General features: G+C 54.6%; 16 protein-coding genes. 11 read left to right on the top strand and 5 right to left on the bottom strand.

The window, feature by feature from the left end; translation table 11 throughout:
- Positions 1-66: 66 nt before the first annotated feature.
- Together FDW98_RS22675 and FDW98_RS22670 are read right to left on the bottom strand one after the other, a co-directional pair.
- Positions 67-1269, bottom strand: coding sequence for an MFS transporter (locus FDW98_RS22675; protein ID WP_096759157.1), 1203 nt, complete (start codon positions 1267-1269; stop codon positions 67-69).
- A gap of 250 nt (positions 1270-1519) precedes the next feature.
- Positions 1520-2224, bottom strand: a complete 705-nt coding sequence (locus FDW98_RS22670) for an autotransporter outer membrane beta-barrel domain-containing protein (protein WP_096759156.1) — start codon at positions 2222-2224, stop codon at positions 1520-1522.
- Positions 2225-2383: 159 nt separating this feature from the next.
- Between FDW98_RS22670 and tag the strand changes: the two genes are divergently transcribed.
- Both tag and FDW98_RS22660 read left to right on the top strand, forming a co-directional pair.
- A complete protein-coding gene (tag, locus tag FDW98_RS22665; RefSeq protein ID WP_096759155.1) occupies positions 2384-2965 on the top strand; it encodes a DNA-3-methyladenine glycosylase I in 582 nt (193 codons plus the stop codon).
- Positions 2943-3383: an N-acetyltransferase gene (locus FDW98_RS22660; protein WP_096759154.1), complete on the top strand. Its 441-nt coding sequence runs from the start codon at positions 2943-2945 to the stop codon at positions 3381-3383. Before tag ends, FDW98_RS22660 begins: the two co-directional genes overlap by 23 nt.
- On the opposite strand, the gene FDW98_RS22655 is transcribed toward FDW98_RS22660, so the two are convergent.
- The gene (locus FDW98_RS22655) at positions 3352-5685 is read right to left on the bottom strand and encodes a molybdopterin guanine dinucleotide-containing S/N-oxide reductase (RefSeq protein WP_096759153.1); all 2334 of its coding nucleotides are present in this window, start codon (positions 5683-5685) and stop codon (positions 3352-3354) included. The genes FDW98_RS22660 and FDW98_RS22655 overlap by 32 nt on opposite strands.
- Positions 5686-5845: 160 nt before the next feature.
- Between FDW98_RS22655 and FDW98_RS22650 the strand changes: the two genes are divergently transcribed.
- From FDW98_RS22650 to ghrB, 6 genes are all read left to right on the top strand, one after another.
- Positions 5846-6508 carry an OmpA family lipoprotein gene (locus FDW98_RS22650; RefSeq protein WP_096759152.1) on the top strand — a complete coding sequence of 221 codons (663 nt, stop codon included), beginning with the start codon at positions 5846-5848 and terminating at the stop codon, positions 6506-6508.
- Between the two features lie 101 nt (positions 6509-6609).
- Complete coding sequence (locus FDW98_RS22645) at positions 6610-7626, top strand: LacI family DNA-binding transcriptional regulator (RefSeq protein ID WP_096759151.1); 1017 nt, start codon at positions 6610-6612, stop codon at positions 7624-7626.
- A gap of 100 nt (positions 7627-7726) precedes the next feature.
- Positions 7727-8476 carry a sugar phosphate isomerase/epimerase gene (locus FDW98_RS22640; protein ID WP_096759150.1) on the top strand — a complete coding sequence of 250 codons (750 nt, stop codon included), beginning with the start codon at positions 7727-7729 and terminating at the stop codon, positions 8474-8476.
- Positions 8477-8479: 3 nt separating this feature from the next.
- The gene (locus FDW98_RS22635) at positions 8480-9418 is read left to right on the top strand and encodes a sugar kinase (RefSeq protein ID WP_096759149.1); all 939 of its coding nucleotides are present in this window, start codon (positions 8480-8482) and stop codon (positions 9416-9418) included.
- Between the two features lie 64 nt (positions 9419-9482).
- Positions 9483-10763 carry an MFS transporter gene (locus tag FDW98_RS22630; RefSeq protein WP_096759148.1) on the top strand — a complete coding sequence of 427 codons (1281 nt, stop codon included), beginning with the start codon at positions 9483-9485 and terminating at the stop codon, positions 10761-10763.
- A gap of 22 nt (positions 10764-10785) precedes the next feature.
- The gene (gene ghrB / locus FDW98_RS22625) at positions 10786-11760 is read left to right on the top strand and encodes a glyoxylate/hydroxypyruvate reductase GhrB (RefSeq protein WP_096759147.1); all 975 of its coding nucleotides are present in this window, start codon (positions 10786-10788) and stop codon (positions 11758-11760) included.
- A 58-nt stretch (positions 11761-11818) separates the two neighbouring features.
- On the opposite strand, the gene FDW98_RS22620 is transcribed toward ghrB, so the two are convergent.
- Positions 11819-12529 (bottom strand): DUF3053 domain-containing protein, encoded by a 711-nt coding sequence (locus tag FDW98_RS22620; protein ID WP_096759146.1) that lies wholly within the window; start codon positions 12527-12529, stop codon positions 11819-11821.
- Between the two features lie 378 nt (positions 12530-12907).
- Between FDW98_RS22620 and FDW98_RS22615 the strand changes: the two genes are divergently transcribed.
- From FDW98_RS22615 to cueP, 3 genes are all read left to right on the top strand, one after another.
- Positions 12908-13198: an HTH-type transcriptional regulator gene (locus FDW98_RS22615; protein ID WP_096759145.1), complete on the top strand. Its 291-nt coding sequence runs from the start codon at positions 12908-12910 to the stop codon at positions 13196-13198.
- A gap of 281 nt (positions 13199-13479) precedes the next feature.
- Entirely contained in the window at positions 13480-13692 is a 213-nt protein-coding gene (cspA, locus tag FDW98_RS22610) for an RNA chaperone/antiterminator CspA (protein WP_004126446.1), read from the top strand.
- Positions 13693-13878: 186 nt separating this feature from the next.
- Positions 13879-14418 carry a copper-binding periplasmic metallochaperone CueP gene (gene cueP, locus FDW98_RS22605; protein ID WP_096759144.1) on the top strand — a complete coding sequence of 180 codons (540 nt, stop codon included), beginning with the start codon at positions 13879-13881 and terminating at the stop codon, positions 14416-14418.
- Positions 14419-14481: 63 nt separating this feature from the next.
- On the opposite strand, the gene glyS is transcribed toward cueP, so the two are convergent.
- Positions 14482-16551, bottom strand: a complete 2070-nt coding sequence (glyS, locus tag FDW98_RS22600; RefSeq protein ID WP_096759143.1) for a glycine--tRNA ligase subunit beta — start codon at positions 16549-16551, stop codon at positions 14482-14484.

Genomic DNA, 16551 nt, shown 5'->3' with positions numbered 1-16551 from the left:
GAATGAAAATGGCGCATATATTTTTGTAAATATATGCGCCAGGTATTAATGACACCACTAATAGAATCAGGCGTGCGCCTCGGTAAATACGCTACGCTGAGGCTGACGAATGGTGGTAGACAGCGCCAGCGAGATGATTAACAGAGCGAAGATGACACAGAAGGTCACGTAAAAACCGCCAAACAGGGAAGCGATGATGGACCCACAGATGCTGCCAATCCCGAAGCCCAGATAGATAACCCCATAGTTTTTAGCCAGATTATTCAGGCCAAAGAACTCACTGACCAAGGACGGGAACACGGTAATCGTACCGCCAAAGTTAAAGGCCACACAGGCAATCGCCGCGAAGAAGGTCGCTTCGTTCAGCGGTGCGAATAACAGCGCCGCCATACCGACCAGCGAAACAACCTGACCAATGGTGATAACGCGAATACGGGAAATCTTGTCGGACAGGATGCCCAGCACCAGACGGCCTGACAGGTTAGCGATGGAAATCACCGTCACCGCATTGGCCGCTGTCGCCACATCCATATGCGCCAGAGTTTGTGCAATATCTTTTGCCACACCAATGACATACAGCCCACTCATACACGCGGTCAGGAACATCACTGCCAGCATCCAGTACTGTGGTTTGCGCATCGATTGCGCCAGAGTGTAGTCGTTCTCGACCACGCCATTCACCGTTTTAACTTCCTGATTTGGTGCATCTTTCATCAGCGTAGAGCCAAAGACGATCATCACCAGCACAATCGCGCCCCAGATAACAAAGGTTTTCTCCAGCCCGACGGTTTCCAGCAGATGAGTGTCGATAAACTTGAAGCCGAGGCTGCCGAGGCCATAAGAGCCGATAGCAAAGGCGGAAATCAGCCCTTTACGCTCAGGGAACCATTTTACGCAGTTGGACAGCGTTAACAGGTAGCCCGCACCATCCGCTAAGCCCACCAGCACACCCGCACTCAGCCACAGCATAATCAGGCTGTCAGAGTGTGCGGTTAAGAAGAAGCCCACGCCCAGCAGGATACCGGATGCCATGGTGACGCGTTTCACGCCAAAACGTTCCTGAAGTTTCCCGGCGACAGAAGAAGAAATCGCCAGGCCCAGGCTTAACAGGCCAAAGGAGAAAGCCACCTGGCTGACCGGCGCATCCAGCTTTGAAGAAAGCGCGCCATTGAACAGGCTCCAGGTGTAAACCGAACCTAAGGCAAATTGGGTAATGATGGTGCCGATCAGGGTCAGCCACCGGGTACGCTGATAATCAGAAGTTTTCATGGCAGTATTCCTGCATAAGCAAAATGGGAAATTCTCTGCCAACAACCATACCGAAGTGCATTTATGACGAGGGGAAAACGGCATGAAGTGCCATCAGAACGGAATGAAATGCCTGGATTGCGGAATGAATGACGAGACAATTATTCAGCTAACCGATTTTTTCACACAAATGAGTGTCCGCTATCACTGAGACGCGTGTGATTATTGGTTCTAATATGTAACGGAGTTGTTTTATTTACGCATGTTGGCGTTAAAATTTTGCGCTTACTCCCATGGTGTACATATAGTCACTGTTATTGGTGCTATTTTCCGCCTGAGAGAGCGCAGCATAGGCCGCCATATGCGGATTGAGCAGCATATCGGCACCCACGGTAACATCCAGCCAGTTACCGTCCTGACTCGCCGCGGACATCCGGCTGAGGCCCGATTGCGCCTTCCAGATATTCTCGCCAAACTGCTGGTTATAGCTGATTTGCGCCCACGGACGCACATCGCCAAACTGCGAATTAACCCGCCAGCCTAAGGTGCTAACGCTGGCATGCCATAACGGATCGGTCTGCGTGACGGACGTCGCACTGTCGCCAAACTCGTTATAGGTGGACGTTGCCGAACCGTCATAATGCAGGGTTGCAATCGGGCCGGTCGTCACTTGCCTGGACACGGGGAAATTCCAGCCCATACTCATACCGCTGGTCGTATCCAGCGTCGTTTGGTCCGCCAGGCTCACCACCGGACCCGCCACGCTCTTCGTGGAACGAATGCGTTCTTCAAGTATGTCGTTATAGCGTGGTTGGTGATCGCTGTCCCATGTATAACGTTCAGCCGTATGACCTGACATAGCATCAACGATATATTCTTGTTGCCAGCCATAGGCCGTATGGGTAGACAGCGCACAGACCACGACGCTCACCAGAAGGCTGAACCTCTGGCGACCACTACTGTTTCTTATAATCATCAACGCGACTCCAGAAAAGAGCCGAATTCGGCGATATTATTGTCATTGTGTGAAGGATATCGGGCACATTAGGCCCTGTATTAAATATTGTCTTTTTAGCGGGCACGTCAAGGCGAGCCGAATGAAATTTTTACGCCAGTAAAAACAGCGAGGAAGAATATGCAGCGTTGCGGCTGGGTCAGTCAAGATCCACTATACATTGCCTATCACGACAAGGAGTGGGGTGTCCCCGAAACCGACGGTCAAAAGCTGTTCGAGATGATCTGTCTGGAGGGGCAGCAGGCGGGGTTATCGTGGATAACCGTCCTGAAGAAACGGGAAAACTATCGTCATGCTTTCCACCATTTCGATCCCGTCGCCGTTGCCGCGATGACCGAAGATGATGTCGAAAGGCTGGTGCTGGATGCCGGCATTATTCGTCATCGAGGGAAAATTCAGGCCATTATCGGCAACGCACGCGCCTACCTGGCGATGGCGCAAAACGGCGAACCGTTTAGCGAGTTTGTCTGGTCGTTCGTTGATCATCAACCGCAGCTGACGCGCGCCGCTAGCCTGAGCGACATCCCCACCTCAACCCCTGCGTCTGACGCGCTCTCAAAAGCGTTAAAAAAGCGCGGCTTTAAGTTTGTCGGCACCACCATCTGTTACTCCTTTATGCAGGCATGCGGGCTGGTCAACGACCATGTCACCGGCTGTATTTGCTACCCGGAGGGTCAACATGATTCGCCAATCAACGCCTGACGATCTGGCGCCGATTCTGGCGCTGTGGATGGATAGCACGATTTATGCTCATCCGTTTATTGAAGAACGCTACTGGCGTGAGAGTGAACCCATCGTACGCGATGTCTACCTGCCCGCAGCACAAACCTGGGTATGGGAGGAAAGCGGCCAGCTCAAAGGCTTTGCCAGCGTGATGGAAGCGCGCTTTTTGGGCGCACTGTTTGTTGAACCTACCGCCATCAGAAGCGGGATCGGCAAAGCGCTGGTGCAGCATGTCCAGCAGCGCTTTTCGTTACTCAGCCTTGAGGTTTATCAGAAGAACCAGTCGGCGGTGAATTTCTACCATGCGCTGGGTTTTCGTATTGAAGACAGCGCATGGCAGGAAGAGACGCATCACCCCACGTGGATTATGAACTGGCAGGCGGATCAAACGCCGTAAGCGCCAGTGCGGGCCCGGTGTACTTTTCCAGCCACGCCAGCGCGGTGTTGCCCGCGCAGCCATTCCCCAGCTTCGAGCTGGGGAGATCGCAGGTCAGCACATTCACCGCGCCATTCTTACAAATCCCCCCTGCGGACAGGTCCAAATCTGGCCAGGCGCCCTCGTGAATACAAATCACGCCCGCTTTGATGCCTGTCGTCACCACCGCCCCGGCCAGAATTTGCCCGCGATGATTCCACACCCTGACCGTGTCGCCATCGGCAATCCCCCGCGCCCTCGCATCCTGCGGGTGAATGGTCACCGGTTCACGATCCGCCACCGCGTACTGCTCGCGTAACGTGCTGTAATTCAACTGGCTGTGCAAACGGTGCGCCGGATGGGCCGACAGCACCTGTAATTGCTCAGGCTCAGCATTGCCGAACCATTCATCCGGCGCCAGCCACATCGGGTGCCCTGCACAATCCGCGTAGCCGTAACTTGCAATCTTCTGCGAGTAGATTTCGATTTTGCCGCTGTCCGTTTTCAGCGGATGCGCCTGCGGGTCACGGCGAAAATCAGCAAAGCGAATAAACTGCGCGTTGGCGGCACTTTCCGGCATTTCGATAAGCCTGTTGGCCTGCCAGAACTCGGCAAAGTGCGGCAACGTCACCTGCTGGCTGACCCCGCGCTGCCCGGCAATCTTGTAAAAGGTCTCCAGCCATTCCAGCTCGCTTTTGCCTTCCGTAAACCGTTCATACCCGCCCTGCTCCCAGCGCTCGCTGAGTTCAGCAAAGACATCAAAATCATTGCGCGCCTCATCGCGTGCCGGCACGACCTGCTTCATCGGTACCAGATGCTGGTTACTGTAATCACCGGTCATGGTGAGGTCGTTGCGCTCAAAAGAGGTGGTGGCGGGCAAGACGATATCGGCATGCTTCGCCGCCGCCGTCCAGAAACACTCGGAGATCACCACCAGCTCTGGCTTTTGCCAGGCGCGAATCAGACGATTGGTATCCTGATGATGGGTGAAGTTTGCTCCGCCCGCCCACCAGAGAAAACGGATGTCCGGGAAATGGCGGTCCATACCGTTGTGTTGGTAGAACCCTCCGGGGTTTTCCAGAGCCTCAACGATGCGCGCAACCGGGATTTTATCCACCGCATCGGTGCCACCTTTTACGCTCCCCTGCATGGAGGCGAGCACCGCCGCGCGACGCGTCGGATTGCCGCCGTTAGCAAAATGATAAGAGAGACCAAAACCACCGCCAGGCGTGCCAATTTGCCCGAGCATGGCGGCCAGCGTGACGATCATCCAGTGCTTTTGTTCACCATACTGCTGACGTTGCATACCCCACCCGGCCATCAGCATGGTGGTATTTTGGTGAAATATTTCTGCCAGTTCACGTATTTTCGCCGCAGGTACACCACAAATCTCCGCAGCCCACTCTGCCGTTTTGGCGACATCATCGGATTTCCCCACAAGATAGTCGGCAAATCGTTCGTAACCGGTGGAACAGCGGGCAAGAAACGCCTCGTCGTGCCAGCCGTTTTCCACCAGCGTATGGGCAATGCCGAGCATCAGGGCGACATCGGTTCCCATATGCGGGGCGACCCACTCCATTTTGTCACCAAAGAAATCCACGCTCTCCGATCGCATCGGATCAATGCAGATCAGGCGTTTACCGCTGTTGCGTAACGCCTCAAAGTACGCGAGCCCCTGCTCATCAGAGGCGTTCCAGGCAATCTTCAGGGTGTTGAGCGGATTCGCGCTCCAAAGCACCACCACGTCGCTGTGCTCCAGTACGACGGGCCAACTGGTCTGCTGCTGATAGACTTCGTTCCCGCCCACGACGTACGGCATGATGGCCTGCGCCGCCCCCGTTGAGTAATCCCCCAAATGGCCGGTATAACCACCCGCCAGCGCCATATACCGCTGCAGCAGGGTCGCGGCCTTGTGTAACACACCGTTCGAACGCCAACCGTACGAACCGGCAAAAATGGAGGACGGACCGTAACTGTCGCGAATGCGCTTATGCTGGGTATGGATCAGATTCAGCGCCTCATCCCAGCTGACACGGACAAACTCATCCTGCCCGCGCACACCCTGTGGGGCCTCCGGCGAGGCCAGAAAGCCTTTACGCACCATCGGAAAACGCACCCGCGTTTTGCTGTGTACCTGATCGCGCACCACGGTCTGCAACGAATTGGGCTGTGAAGTGGGCAATGCGCCACGCGAGGAGAAAACCGTGTCGCCATCGGTTTCAACAACAATGGGTCCCCAGTGGGCGGCGGTTAATACCGAGTAATGTGCGGGTGAATTAGCCAAGATGGCGCTCCTGAATGCGATGTGACGGCTTATTTATTATGCCGTTCAATGTTACTTACAAATTTCAGAGTCTTCCCTGGAATTTTCTTCATGTTCACACGTCATAATCAACCGCCACAGTCGCTGTGGTAAAGAATAAAAAAGTCATTAAGGAATTAAGATGAAGAAACGTGTATTTGTGATTGCTGCCATCGTGAGCGGTGCCCTGGCGGTTTCTGGCTGCACAACAAACCCTTACACCGGTGAACGCGAAGCGGGTAAATCCGGCATGGGGGCGGGCATTGGTTCGCTGGTGGGTGCGGGCATTGGCGCGCTCTCCTCGTCGAAGAAAGATCGCGGCAAAGGCGCGTTGATTGGCGCAGCCGCAGGTGCCGCCGTGGGTGGTGGTATCGGTTACTACATGGACGTGCAGGAAGCAAAACTGCGCGAAAAAATGCAGGGAACCGGCGTGAGCGTGACGCGCAGTGGCGATAACATCATTCTGAATATGCCCAACAACGTCACCTTCGACAGCAGCAGCGCCAACCTGAAACCTGCCGGGGCCAACACCCTGACCGGCGTGGCTATGGTGCTGAAAGAGTACAATAAAACCACGGTCAACGTATTGGGCTTCACCGACAGCACCGGCAGCCAGGATCTGAACATGCGTCTGTCACAGCAGCGTGCGGACTCCGTTGCCAGCGCCCTGATCACTCAGGGTGTGGAAGCTAACCGTATCCGCACCCGTGGAATGGGCCCGGCGAATCCAATAGCCAGCAACAGCACCGCGGAAGGTAAAGCACAAAACCGCCGCGTAGAGATCACGTTGAGTCCAATTCAGTAACGTTTTGTGCCGGAGACAGGCTGCGCCTTATCCGGCATGAAGCACTTGCCAACGTTGATTTTCACGATAAGGTGTTCACACTAAATTCAGGGAAATCAGCGATGAGCAAATCAACACGTGCCACCATCAGCGATGTGGCGAAAGCCGCAAAAACGGGTAAGACCAGCATTTCACGCTACCTCAACGGTGAGAAGCATCTGCTCTCCGACGCGCTGTTGGCCCGCATTGAACACGCCATTGCCGAACTCGACTATCGCCCCAGCCTGATGGCACGAGGCCTGAAGCATGGCCGTACCCGCCTGATAGGCCTGATTATCGCCGACATTACCAACCCCTACTCCGTTAACGTGTTAAGCGGTATCGAAGCTGCCTGTCGCGAAAAAGGCTTTACCCCGCTGGTCTGTAATACCAATAACGAAGTGGACCAGGAGCTGCATTATCTCGATCTGCTGCGCAGCTATCAGGTTGAGGGGATTGTGGTGAATGCCGTCGGCATGCGCGAAGAAGGGCTGAACCGCCTGCAACAGTCTGCACTACCGATGGTGTTGATTGACCGTAAAATTCCGGATTTCGCCTGTGATATGGTCGGTCTGGATAACACCCAGGCGGCGACAGTTGCCACTGAGCACCTGATTGAACAAGGCTTCGAAGCTATTCTGTTCCTCAGCGAGCCGTTGGGGATGGTTAACACCCGACGCGAACGTCTGACTGCTTTTCGCGCCACGCTGGCGCGATATCCCGGCGTTATCGCCGAAAATGCCGAGGTTTCGCTGGCGGAAAATACGCAACTGGATGACACGCTGCGTCAGTTTCATCAGCAGCATCGCGGAATGCGTAAGGCCGTTATCTCTGCCAACGGCGCGCTCACGCTGCAGGTGGCCCGCTCGCTGAAGCGTATTGGCCTCAACTGGGGCAGCGACATCGGCCTGCTCGGTTTTGACGAACTGGAATGGGCCGAACTGGCTGGCGTCGGCATCACCACCCTGAAGCAGCCCACCTGGCAGATTGGCTATACCGCCGTCGAGCAGGTTGTACGCCGGATCGATGGTAAATCGGATGCTGTTCAGGAACAGGTTTTCTCCGGTGAGCTGATCGTTCGCGGGTCTACCGCCCGTTAAATTTCCTTCGTGATGGTGATCATAAATTCGGCATCATAGTCTTTTCTTTGGAACCGGTTCCATCTAGCGTTATAGCAAGAACGCACGATTTGGAGTTTCCATGAAAAGAAAAATTATGGTGGTCACCGCCGCTTACGGCTACGACCAGGTGCATGCAGCTGGCGGGCAAACTGCCATGCTGCCTATTATTGCTGAAGCCGGAGCTGACGGCGTTGAAATCCGCCGCGAAATGCTGAGCGACGCCGAGCTTAAAACGCTGCCAACCCTGGCATCTGCGATTGAAATCTTCGGCCTGCTGGCCTGCTACTCCGCGCCAGAACCGCTATTTCTACAAGATGGTCATCTCAATCCCCACCTGCCGGCGCTCCTTCAGGAAGCCCAAACGTTGCAGGCGTTATGGTTAAAAGTCTCCCTGGGTCATTTTTCCCATACTCAGCAATTCGACACACTGCGTGAGTGGCTCAACGACAGCGGTATGGAACTGGTGGTCGAGAACGATCAAACGTCCTGCGGACGCCTGCAGCCTATGCTGCATTTCAGGGATGCCTGCCAGACGCAGGATCTGCCGGTATCCCTGACCTTTGATATGGGCAACTGGCTGTGGGTCGGCGACTCCCCCGAAGACGCCGCGCAGGCGCTCGCCTCAACCGTGGGATATATCCATGTGAAGGCCGCCACTCCGCATCTCGACAGCTTCCGTGCCGTTGCGCCCGATTGGGCAGACCCGCGCTGGCTGGCACTGTTAAACACGCTGCCCACGGACGTCCCGCGCGGCATTGAATTCCCCCTGGAAGGGCACGATTTAGCGGCGGTGACCCGTCACTACGTCGAACTGCTACGCGAGGAGTAACACATGAAAAATTCACTGGATGTCGTCACCATTGGCGAAGCAATGACGATGTTTGTCGCCACGCAAACCGGCGAACTGGCGGATGTAGAGACATTTATCAAACGGGTCGCGGGCGCAGAGCTTAACGTGGCAACCGGCCTTGCTCGTCTGGGCCTGAAAGTCGGCTGGGTGAGTCGCGTAGGTCACGACAGTTTTGGCCGTTTTATTATTAAGTCGCTGGCAAAAGAAGGGATTGATGCGCAGGGAGTCACCCAGGATGGACGCTACGCAACCGGCTTTCAGCTGAAATCTAAAGTCGAAAATGGAACCGATCCCATCGTGGAATATTTTCGCAAAGGCTCAGCCGCCAGCCATCTTGGCATGGAGGATTATCACGAAGCGTACTTCTCCAGCGCACGCCACCTGCACCTGAGTGGCGTGGCGGCAGCGCTGTCCGCCAGTTCTTACGAACTGCTGGCCCATACCGCCCGCACCATGAAAGCCCAGGGAAAGACTCTCTCGTTCGATCCCAATTTACGCCCGGTGCTGTGGAACAGCGAAGCGGAGATGGTGGAGAAACTCAACCGACTCGCATTCCAGGCCGACTGGGTTCTGCCGGGGTTAAAAGAGGGCATGATTTTGACGGGACAACAGACGCCTGAAGGCATCGCTGACTTTTATCTGCGCCACGGCGTGAAGGCAGTGATTGTTAAAACGGGTGCCGATGGCGCCTGGTATAAGGCAGCCAACGGCGAGCAGGGCTGCGTCGCACCGGTGAAGGTAGACAACGTGGTCGATACCGTCGGCGCGGGCGATGGCTTTGCGGTCGGCGTCATCAGCGCCCTGCTGGAAGGGCACTCACTGCATCAGGCGGTGGCCCGAGGCAATAAAATTGGCGCCCTGGCCATACAGGTTCAGGGCGACAGCGAAGGATTACCCACACGTGAAAAATTAGGGGAATAAACCCCCGGCCCACTCTGTACCCTACATACAGAAGCGGCGTAACAGCATAACCAGAGGGCAGTCTATGAATAGCTCAACCAATGCAGCAAAACGCTGGTGGTACATCATGCCGGTCGTGTTTATCACGTACAGCCTGGCGTATCTCGACCGCGCGAACTTCAGCTTCGCCTCCGCCGCAGGCATTAACGAGGATCTTGGCATTACCAAAGGGATCTCTTCCCTGCTGGGTGCCCTGTTTTTCCTCGGCTATTTCTTTTTCCAGATCCCAGGCGCAATTTACGCCGAGCGCCGCAGCGTACGAAAACTCATTTTTATCTGCCTGATCCTGTGGGGCGGGTGCGCCTCGCTGACCGGTATGGTCAGTAACATCCCCATGCTTGCCGCCATCCGTTTTATTCTTGGCGTCGTAGAAGCCGCCGTCATGCCCGCGATGCTGATTTATATCAGCAACTGGTTTACCAAATCCGAGCGTTCACGCGCCAACACCTTCCTGATCCTCGGTAACCCGGTCACCGTGCTGTGGATGTCCGTCGTCTCTGGTTATTTGATTCAGGCGCTCGGCTGGCGTGAAATGTTCATCATCGAAGGCTTTCCGGCCGTCATCTGGGCGTTCTGCTGGTGGGTGCTGGTCAAAGACAAACCTTCCCAGGTGGGCTGGCTGACGGAGTCCGAAAAAAGCGCGCTGCAGGCACAGCTGGAACAAGAGCAGCAGGGAATTAAAGCCGTGCGTAACTATGGTGAGGCCTTCCGCTCACGCAATGTGATCCTGCTGTGTATGCAGTATTTTACCTGGAGTATCGGCGTTTACGGTTTTGTGTTGTGGCTGCCGTCAATTATCCGCAGCGGCGGCGCGAATCTCGGCATGGTGGAAGTGGGCTGGCTTTCATCGGTCCCGTATCTGGCCGCCACCGTCGCGATGATTTTGGCCTCATGGGCTTCCGACAAACTGCAAAACCGTAAGCTGTTTGTCTGGCCGCTGTTACTGATCGCCGCGTGTGCCTTTATCGGCTCCTGGGCCGTTGGCGCTGACCACTTCTGGATGTCTTACACCCTGCTGGTGATAGCCGGTGCGGCGATGTACGCCCCGTATGGTCCCTTCTTCGCCATCATTCCTGAAATGCTGCCGCGTAACGTCGCCGGGGGCGCCATGGCGCTGATTAACAGTATGGGCGCGCTGGGGTCATTCTTTGGCTCCTGGTTTGTTGGCTACCTCAATGGCACCACCGGCAGCCCGTCCGCCTCGTACATTTTTATGGGGGTGGCGCTTTTTGTCTCAGTGTGGCTAACTCTGATTGTTAAGCCTGCTAATAATACCCGCATTCCGGTTGGCGCACGCCACGCTTAAATTTTAACTTACGGAGATTCGCATGAAGCCGTCCATTATTCTCTACAAAGCGTTACCTGACGATTTACTGCAGCGCCTGGAAGCACATTTTTCGGTGACTCAAGTCCCTAACCTGCGCCCGGAAACGGTCGCACAGCACGCGCAGGCCTTCGCCAGTGCGGAAGGTCTGCTGGGCTCCAGCGAAACCGTCAATAGCGCCCTGCTGGAGAACATGCCCAGGCTGCGCGCAACCTCAACAATCTCCGTAGGCTATGACAATTTCGACGTCGAGGCGCTTAACGCCCGTAATGTCTTACTGATGCACACCCCAACCGTACTGACCGAAACCGTGGCGGATACGATAATGGCACTGGTGTTAAGCACGGCTCGCCGCGTAGTCGAGGTGGCTGAACGCGTGAAAGTAGGTGAATGGACCAAGAGCATCGGGCCGGATTGGTTCGGCACCGATGTACATCACAAAACGTTGGGGATTGTCGGTATGGGCCGCATCGGCCTCGCACTGGCACAACGCGCCCATTTCGGCTTTGGCATGCCCATTCTCTACAATGCACGCCGCCAGCATAAGGAAGCGGAAGAGCGCTTCAACGCGCGCTACTGCAATCTGGATACGCTGTTGCAGGAATCGGATTTTGTCTGTCTGATCCTGCCGCTAACGGATGAGACTCACCATCTGTTTGGCGCCGCGCAGTTCGCCAAAATGAAGTCATCCGCCATTTTCATCAACGCTGGACGTGGCCCGGTCGTGGACGAAACCGCACTGATTGCCGCCCTGCAAAGCGGGGAAATTCATGCTGCCGGTCTGGATGTGTTTGAGCAGGAACCGCTGCCGGTAGACTCCCCGCTGCTGTCGTTACCAAACGTGGTGGCGCTACCGCATATTGGTTCAGCAACCCATGAAACCCGCTACAACATGGCGGCCTGTGCGGTAGATAACTTAATTGATGCACTGCAAGGGAACGTCGAGAAGAACTGTGTGAATCCGCAGGTAGCAGGATAAAAAAATGCCGGGTGGCGCTACTGCGTACCCGGCATTCTGTATATCGTTATTCCCTGAATTACTGGGCTGCGTTCACCGCAGCAGTCCAGGCTTGATTGAATGCCTGATGCTGGGCTGCCAGCGGGCCAATCAGCGTGTTGTACTGGCTTGCCTGTTGTGAGGTCGGGAACTGGATACCGTTCGCTACAAAGCTCACCTGCGTATCCTGCTGCGCGATAAAATCACCCACCTGTACCAGTTGCTGCGTAAAGATTTGCGCGGCAGGAATCAGCGGCTGTAGCGCCTCTGACGGTGCGGTCACGACTTTGCTGTAGACCTGATCAAAGACGGGTTTCAGATCCTCGCTTTGCTTCAGCGCACCACGTGCGGCATCGGCCTGCAGCTTCGCATTCTGCAACTGTTGCCCTAACACGCCCAGCGCACCATTTGCCTGACGCAGCGGTTCACGCTGAGTCACGTAATCCTGAGGAACACGGATGGCATTTACGCTATCCACAACCGGGCGCAGACCGGAGTCCATCGCCTGATTCACCTGCTGTGAATAACCATAAAGAATCGCGTAATCGGAGACAAACGGGCCAAACTGTTTTTTCTGATCGGCGGTCAGCGTCGGTAAACGCTCTCCGCTACGCATTGCAGTATTCTGCAGGAAATCGACAAACGCTTTGCGTTGATCGCCTTCTTTATCAAAACACCCACTCAGGCCAACTACCATTAAGAGCGCCAAAACAGGCGCAAACCAGCGAGAGCAGGACTTACCTGTCGCCATTTTAATACTCCTTCACCCAAAAATGCGCACAACGACACCCGCGTGCCTGACGATGACAAGGATAGTCCAGGTCAGCCCCGCAAGATACCCTTTCCGCGTAATCTTGTCGGGGAAAATACCCGTTTCGGTGGCCCTGCGTTTTGCTGAACAATGCGCCATCAGCCGAATGGCGTAAAAATTTTGTCATCTTTACAAATGAGTTTGGCCGAGAGGAGATCCCGACCGTTATCAGATCGTTAGCAAACTACAGGTCGGCCACCGCGATCCGCTGAAACGCGCCCACCGCGCGCGCGCCACGCCCGGCGTCTTTTTTTGCGACTATTCTTAATGAGCTTCGATGAAATTCACGATCCCGCTGTGTGATTTTAGGAGTCCTCAATGGAATATAAAGATCCTATGCTTGAACTGCTTAGCAGTCTGGAACAGATTGTTTTTAAAGATGTATCGCAGACCGTCACCTTGACGCAAAAAGCCAACCCGTTTACCGAATTTGAACAGCTACGACGAGGGACGGGTTTAAAAACAGATGATTTTGCCCGAGTAATGGGCGTAACGGTTGCGATGGTTCATGAGTGGGAGTCTAAACGCATAAAGCCGTCCAGTACCGAATTGAAATTGATGCGCCTGATTCAGGCCGACCCGAGATTAAGTAAGCAGTTGATGGAGTGATATTTTTTCTGGTTTCTCTTCAGAACGGTCCTGTAAAGGGACCGTTCTACCACCAGCTCCAACAACAAAAAAGTAAATAGTAGTTGCATCCTCCGGCGTAAAATGAGTTAATGCACTCAACGGTTTGACGTACAGACCATTACAGCAGTTTAGTAAGGCAAGTCCCTTCAAGAGTTATCATTGATACCCTTCGTAGTGAGCATTTTCCTTTACTGTTAAAAAATCTGTAAAGCACGCCATATCGCCGTAAGGCACACTTATTTTTTAAAAGGTAATACACTATGTCCGGTAAAATGACTGGTATCGTAAAATGGTTCAACGCTGATAAAGGCTTCGGTTTCATCACTCCTGACGATGGCTCAAAAGACGTGTTCGTACACTTCTCTGCTATCCAGAACGAAGGCTACAAATCTCTGGACGAAGGTCAGAAAGTTTCCTTCACCATCGAAAGCGGCGCTAAAGGCCCGGCAGCTGGCAACGTAACCAGCCTGTAAGCTTAAAAAGCTCAAAATTCTGGATCCCTGCCAAACGGCGGGGATTTTTTTTATCTGTCTCTCGCAATAATTTCCCCAGCTTTCTTCTTTGCATTACTTTACCCACCGCACCTTTGACCTTTCCCTAAGGGTAAGCTTTATAGTACGTCGGCATGTATTCCACAATTTTCACAAGGAATTGAAGCTATGTCGAAAACCTCACTGTTGCTGTTATTAGGTTTACTCACCACAAGTAGCGTATTCGCTGCTACCCCGGAATCAACCTTTCTGGCGCAACATGGGCTAAGCGGGAAATCCGTTGAGCAAATTGTCGACGCCATTGACCAGTCGCCTCAGAGTCGACCACTGCCCTATTCTGCCTCCATCACCAGCACCGAACTAAAGCTCTCTTCCGGTGAACAGGTTTATACGCTCCCGCTCGGTGACAAGTTCTATCTCTCCTTTGCCCCGTACGAATGGCAAACTCACCCCTGCTTTAACCACAGCCTTTCTGGCTGCAAGGGAGAAATGCCCGAGAAGACCTTTGATGTCAAAGTGACGGATAGCAAGGGAGACGTGGTGGTGCAGAAAGCAATGACCAGCTACCGCAATGGTTTTATCGGCGTATGGCTGCCACGCAATATGGAAGGCACAATTGAAGTGAGCTACAACGGAAAAAAAGCGTCTCACGCCATCAAAACGATGAATGACAGCCAGACCTGTCTGACCGAATTGCAGCTGCGCTAGCGACATAAAAAAATGCCGGATAAGCAATTGCGTATCCGGCATTTTTTACGTCAATACAGACGGTTACTGCAGCAGCGAAATATCCGCCACGCGCAGGAACAGCTCACGCAGTTTTTCGAGCATGGTGAGACGGTTGATACGTAAATCCTTATCTTCCACCATAACCATTACTTTCTCGAAGAACGCATCAACCGGTTCGCGCAGTTCGGCCAGTTCGACCAGCGCTTCCTGATAGCGACCCTCAGCAAACGCAGGCTCCAGCTTGTCACGCAGTACCACAACCTTCATCGCCAGCGTAATTTCTTCCGGCTCTTTCAGCGTTGCTGCATTCACACGGTCGTTCAGCGGCTCTGTCGTTTTCGCGAGGATGTTAGAAACACGTTTGTTGGCCGCAGCCAGCGCAGACGCGGCTTCCAGCGTACGGAAGTGCGAAACCGCCTTCATACGTGCGTCGAAATCAGCCGGACGAGTCGGACGACGCGCCAGCACCGCCTGAATGGTATCAACGGTGTAGCCTTCGTCCTGATACCAGGCACGGAAGCGACCCAGCATAAAGTCGATGACATCATCCACTACGTTCGCGTTGGACAGCTTGTCACCGTAAAGACGTACCGCTTCTTCGGTCAGCGTTTGCAGATCGAGGTTCAGGTTCTTCTCAACGATGATACGCAGCGCGCCCAGCGCAGCACGACGCAGTGCAAACGGGTCTTTGTCACCTTTTGGATGCTGGCCAATACCGAAGATACCCGCCAGGGTGTCCATTTTATCGGCAATGGCTACCGCACAGGCAACCGGGTTAGACGGCAGGTCATCACCGGCAAAGCGTGGCTGATATTGCTCGTTCAGCGCTACCGCTACATCTTCCGCTTCACCATCATGACGTGCGTAGTGCATGCCCATCACGCCCTGGGTGTCGGTGAACTCGAAGACCATGTTGGTCATCAGGTCACACTTGGACAGCAGGCCCGCGCGGGTGGCGTGGTTGACGTCAGCGCCAATCTGTTCGGCAATCCAGCCCGCCAGTGCCTGAATACGATCCGTCTTGTCACGCAGGGTACCCAGTTGCTGTTGGAACAGCACGGTTTGCAAACGTGGTAGATGATCTTCCAGGCGTTTTTTGCGGTCAGTATTGAAGAAGAATTCGGCATCCGCCAGACGCGGACGAACCACTTTTTCGTTACCGGAAATAATCTGCATCGGATCTTTCGATTCGATGTTAGCGACGAAGATAAAGTTCGGCAGCAGTTTGCCGTCGTTCGCGTACACCGGGAAGTACTTCTGGTCACCTTTCATGGTGTGAACCAGCGCTTCTGACGGCACTGCGAGGAATTTTTCTTCGAACTTCGCCGTCAGCACCACCGGCCATTCAACCAGAGACGCGACTTCTTCCAGCAGGCTTTCGCTCAGGTCAGCGTTGCCGCCAATCTTACGCGCCGCCTCTTCGGCATCGGCCTTGATTTTTGCCTTACGCTCGGCGTAATCGGCAATGACTTTACCGCGCTGGCGCAGGATTTCAGGATACTGGTCGGCATTGTCGATGGTGAACTCAGGCTCGCCCATAAAGCGGTGGCCGCGGATCACGCGATCGGACTGAATACCCAGAATCGTTGCCGGGATGACTTTGTCGCCCAGCAGCAACGTGACGGTATGAACCGGGCGCACGAAATGGACGTCAGACGCGCCCCAGCGCATCAGTTTCGGGATCGGCAGCTTAGCCAGTGACGTGGCAATCATGTTTGGCAGCAGCGTTTCTGCACTTTCGCCTTTCACATGCGCACGATACAGCAGCCATTCACCTTTGTCGGTGGTCAGGCGTTCAGCCTGATCAACGGTGATACCGCAACCGCGCGCCCAACCTTCTGCCGCTTTGCTCGGTTTACCTTCCGCGTCAAACGCCTGGGCAATCGCCGGGCCGCGCTTTTCTACTTCACGGTCAGGTTGCGATTCAGCAAGGGCAGCCACTTTCAGCGCCAAACGACGCGGCGCAGCAAACCACTCTACGTTGCCGTGTGCGAGGCCAGCATTGTCCAGCTCCGCAGTAAAGTTCGCAGCAAAGGACTCAGCCAGGCTGCGCAGTGCTTTTGGTGGCAGCTCTTCAGTGCCAATTTCCACCAGAAAAGTTTTCTCAGACAT

The sequence above is a fragment of the Citrobacter sp. wls711 genome, assembly GCF_005281055.1.
Taxonomy (GTDB): Bacteria; Pseudomonadota; Gammaproteobacteria; order Enterobacterales; family Enterobacteriaceae; genus Citrobacter; species Citrobacter gillenii.
This window is presented reverse-complemented; position numbering and strand designations above follow the sequence as displayed.

Coding starts and splice junctions, on each gene's coding strand:
- FDW98_RS22660 (WP_096759154.1), top strand. CDS start 2,943: ATGATTCGCCAATCAACGCCTGACGATCTGGCGCCGATTCTGGCGCTG.
- FDW98_RS22640 (WP_096759150.1), top strand. CDS start 7,727: ATGAAAAGAAAAATTATGGTGGTCACCGCCGCTTACGGCTACGACCAG.
- ghrB (WP_096759147.1), top strand. CDS start 10,786: ATGAAGCCGTCCATTATTCTCTACAAAGCGTTACCTGACGATTTACTG.
- FDW98_RS22635 (WP_096759149.1), top strand. CDS start 8,480: ATGAAAAATTCACTGGATGTCGTCACCATTGGCGAAGCAATGACGATG.
- glyS (WP_096759143.1), bottom strand. CDS start 16,551: ATGTCTGAGAAAACTTTTCTGGTGGAAATTGGCACTGAAGAGCTGCCA.
- FDW98_RS22630 (WP_096759148.1), top strand. CDS start 9,483: ATGAATAGCTCAACCAATGCAGCAAAACGCTGGTGGTACATCATGCCG.
- FDW98_RS22620 (WP_096759146.1), bottom strand. CDS start 12,529: ATGGCGACAGGTAAGTCCTGCTCTCGCTGGTTTGCGCCTGTTTTGGCG.
- FDW98_RS22650 (WP_096759152.1), top strand. CDS start 5,846: ATGAAGAAACGTGTATTTGTGATTGCTGCCATCGTGAGCGGTGCCCTG.
- FDW98_RS22645 (WP_096759151.1), top strand. CDS start 6,610: ATGAGCAAATCAACACGTGCCACCATCAGCGATGTGGCGAAAGCCGCA.
- FDW98_RS22675 (WP_096759157.1), bottom strand. CDS start 1,269: ATGAAAACTTCTGATTATCAGCGTACCCGGTGGCTGACCCTGATCGGC.
- FDW98_RS22615 (WP_096759145.1), top strand. CDS start 12,908: ATGGAATATAAAGATCCTATGCTTGAACTGCTTAGCAGTCTGGAACAG.
- cueP (WP_096759144.1), top strand. CDS start 13,879: ATGTCGAAAACCTCACTGTTGCTGTTATTAGGTTTACTCACCACAAGT.
- cspA (WP_004126446.1), top strand. CDS start 13,480: ATGTCCGGTAAAATGACTGGTATCGTAAAATGGTTCAACGCTGATAAA.
- FDW98_RS22670 (WP_096759156.1), bottom strand. CDS start 2,224: ATGATTATAAGAAACAGTAGTGGTCGCCAGAGGTTCAGCCTTCTGGTG.
- tag (WP_096759155.1), top strand. CDS start 2,384: ATGCAGCGTTGCGGCTGGGTCAGTCAAGATCCACTATACATTGCCTAT.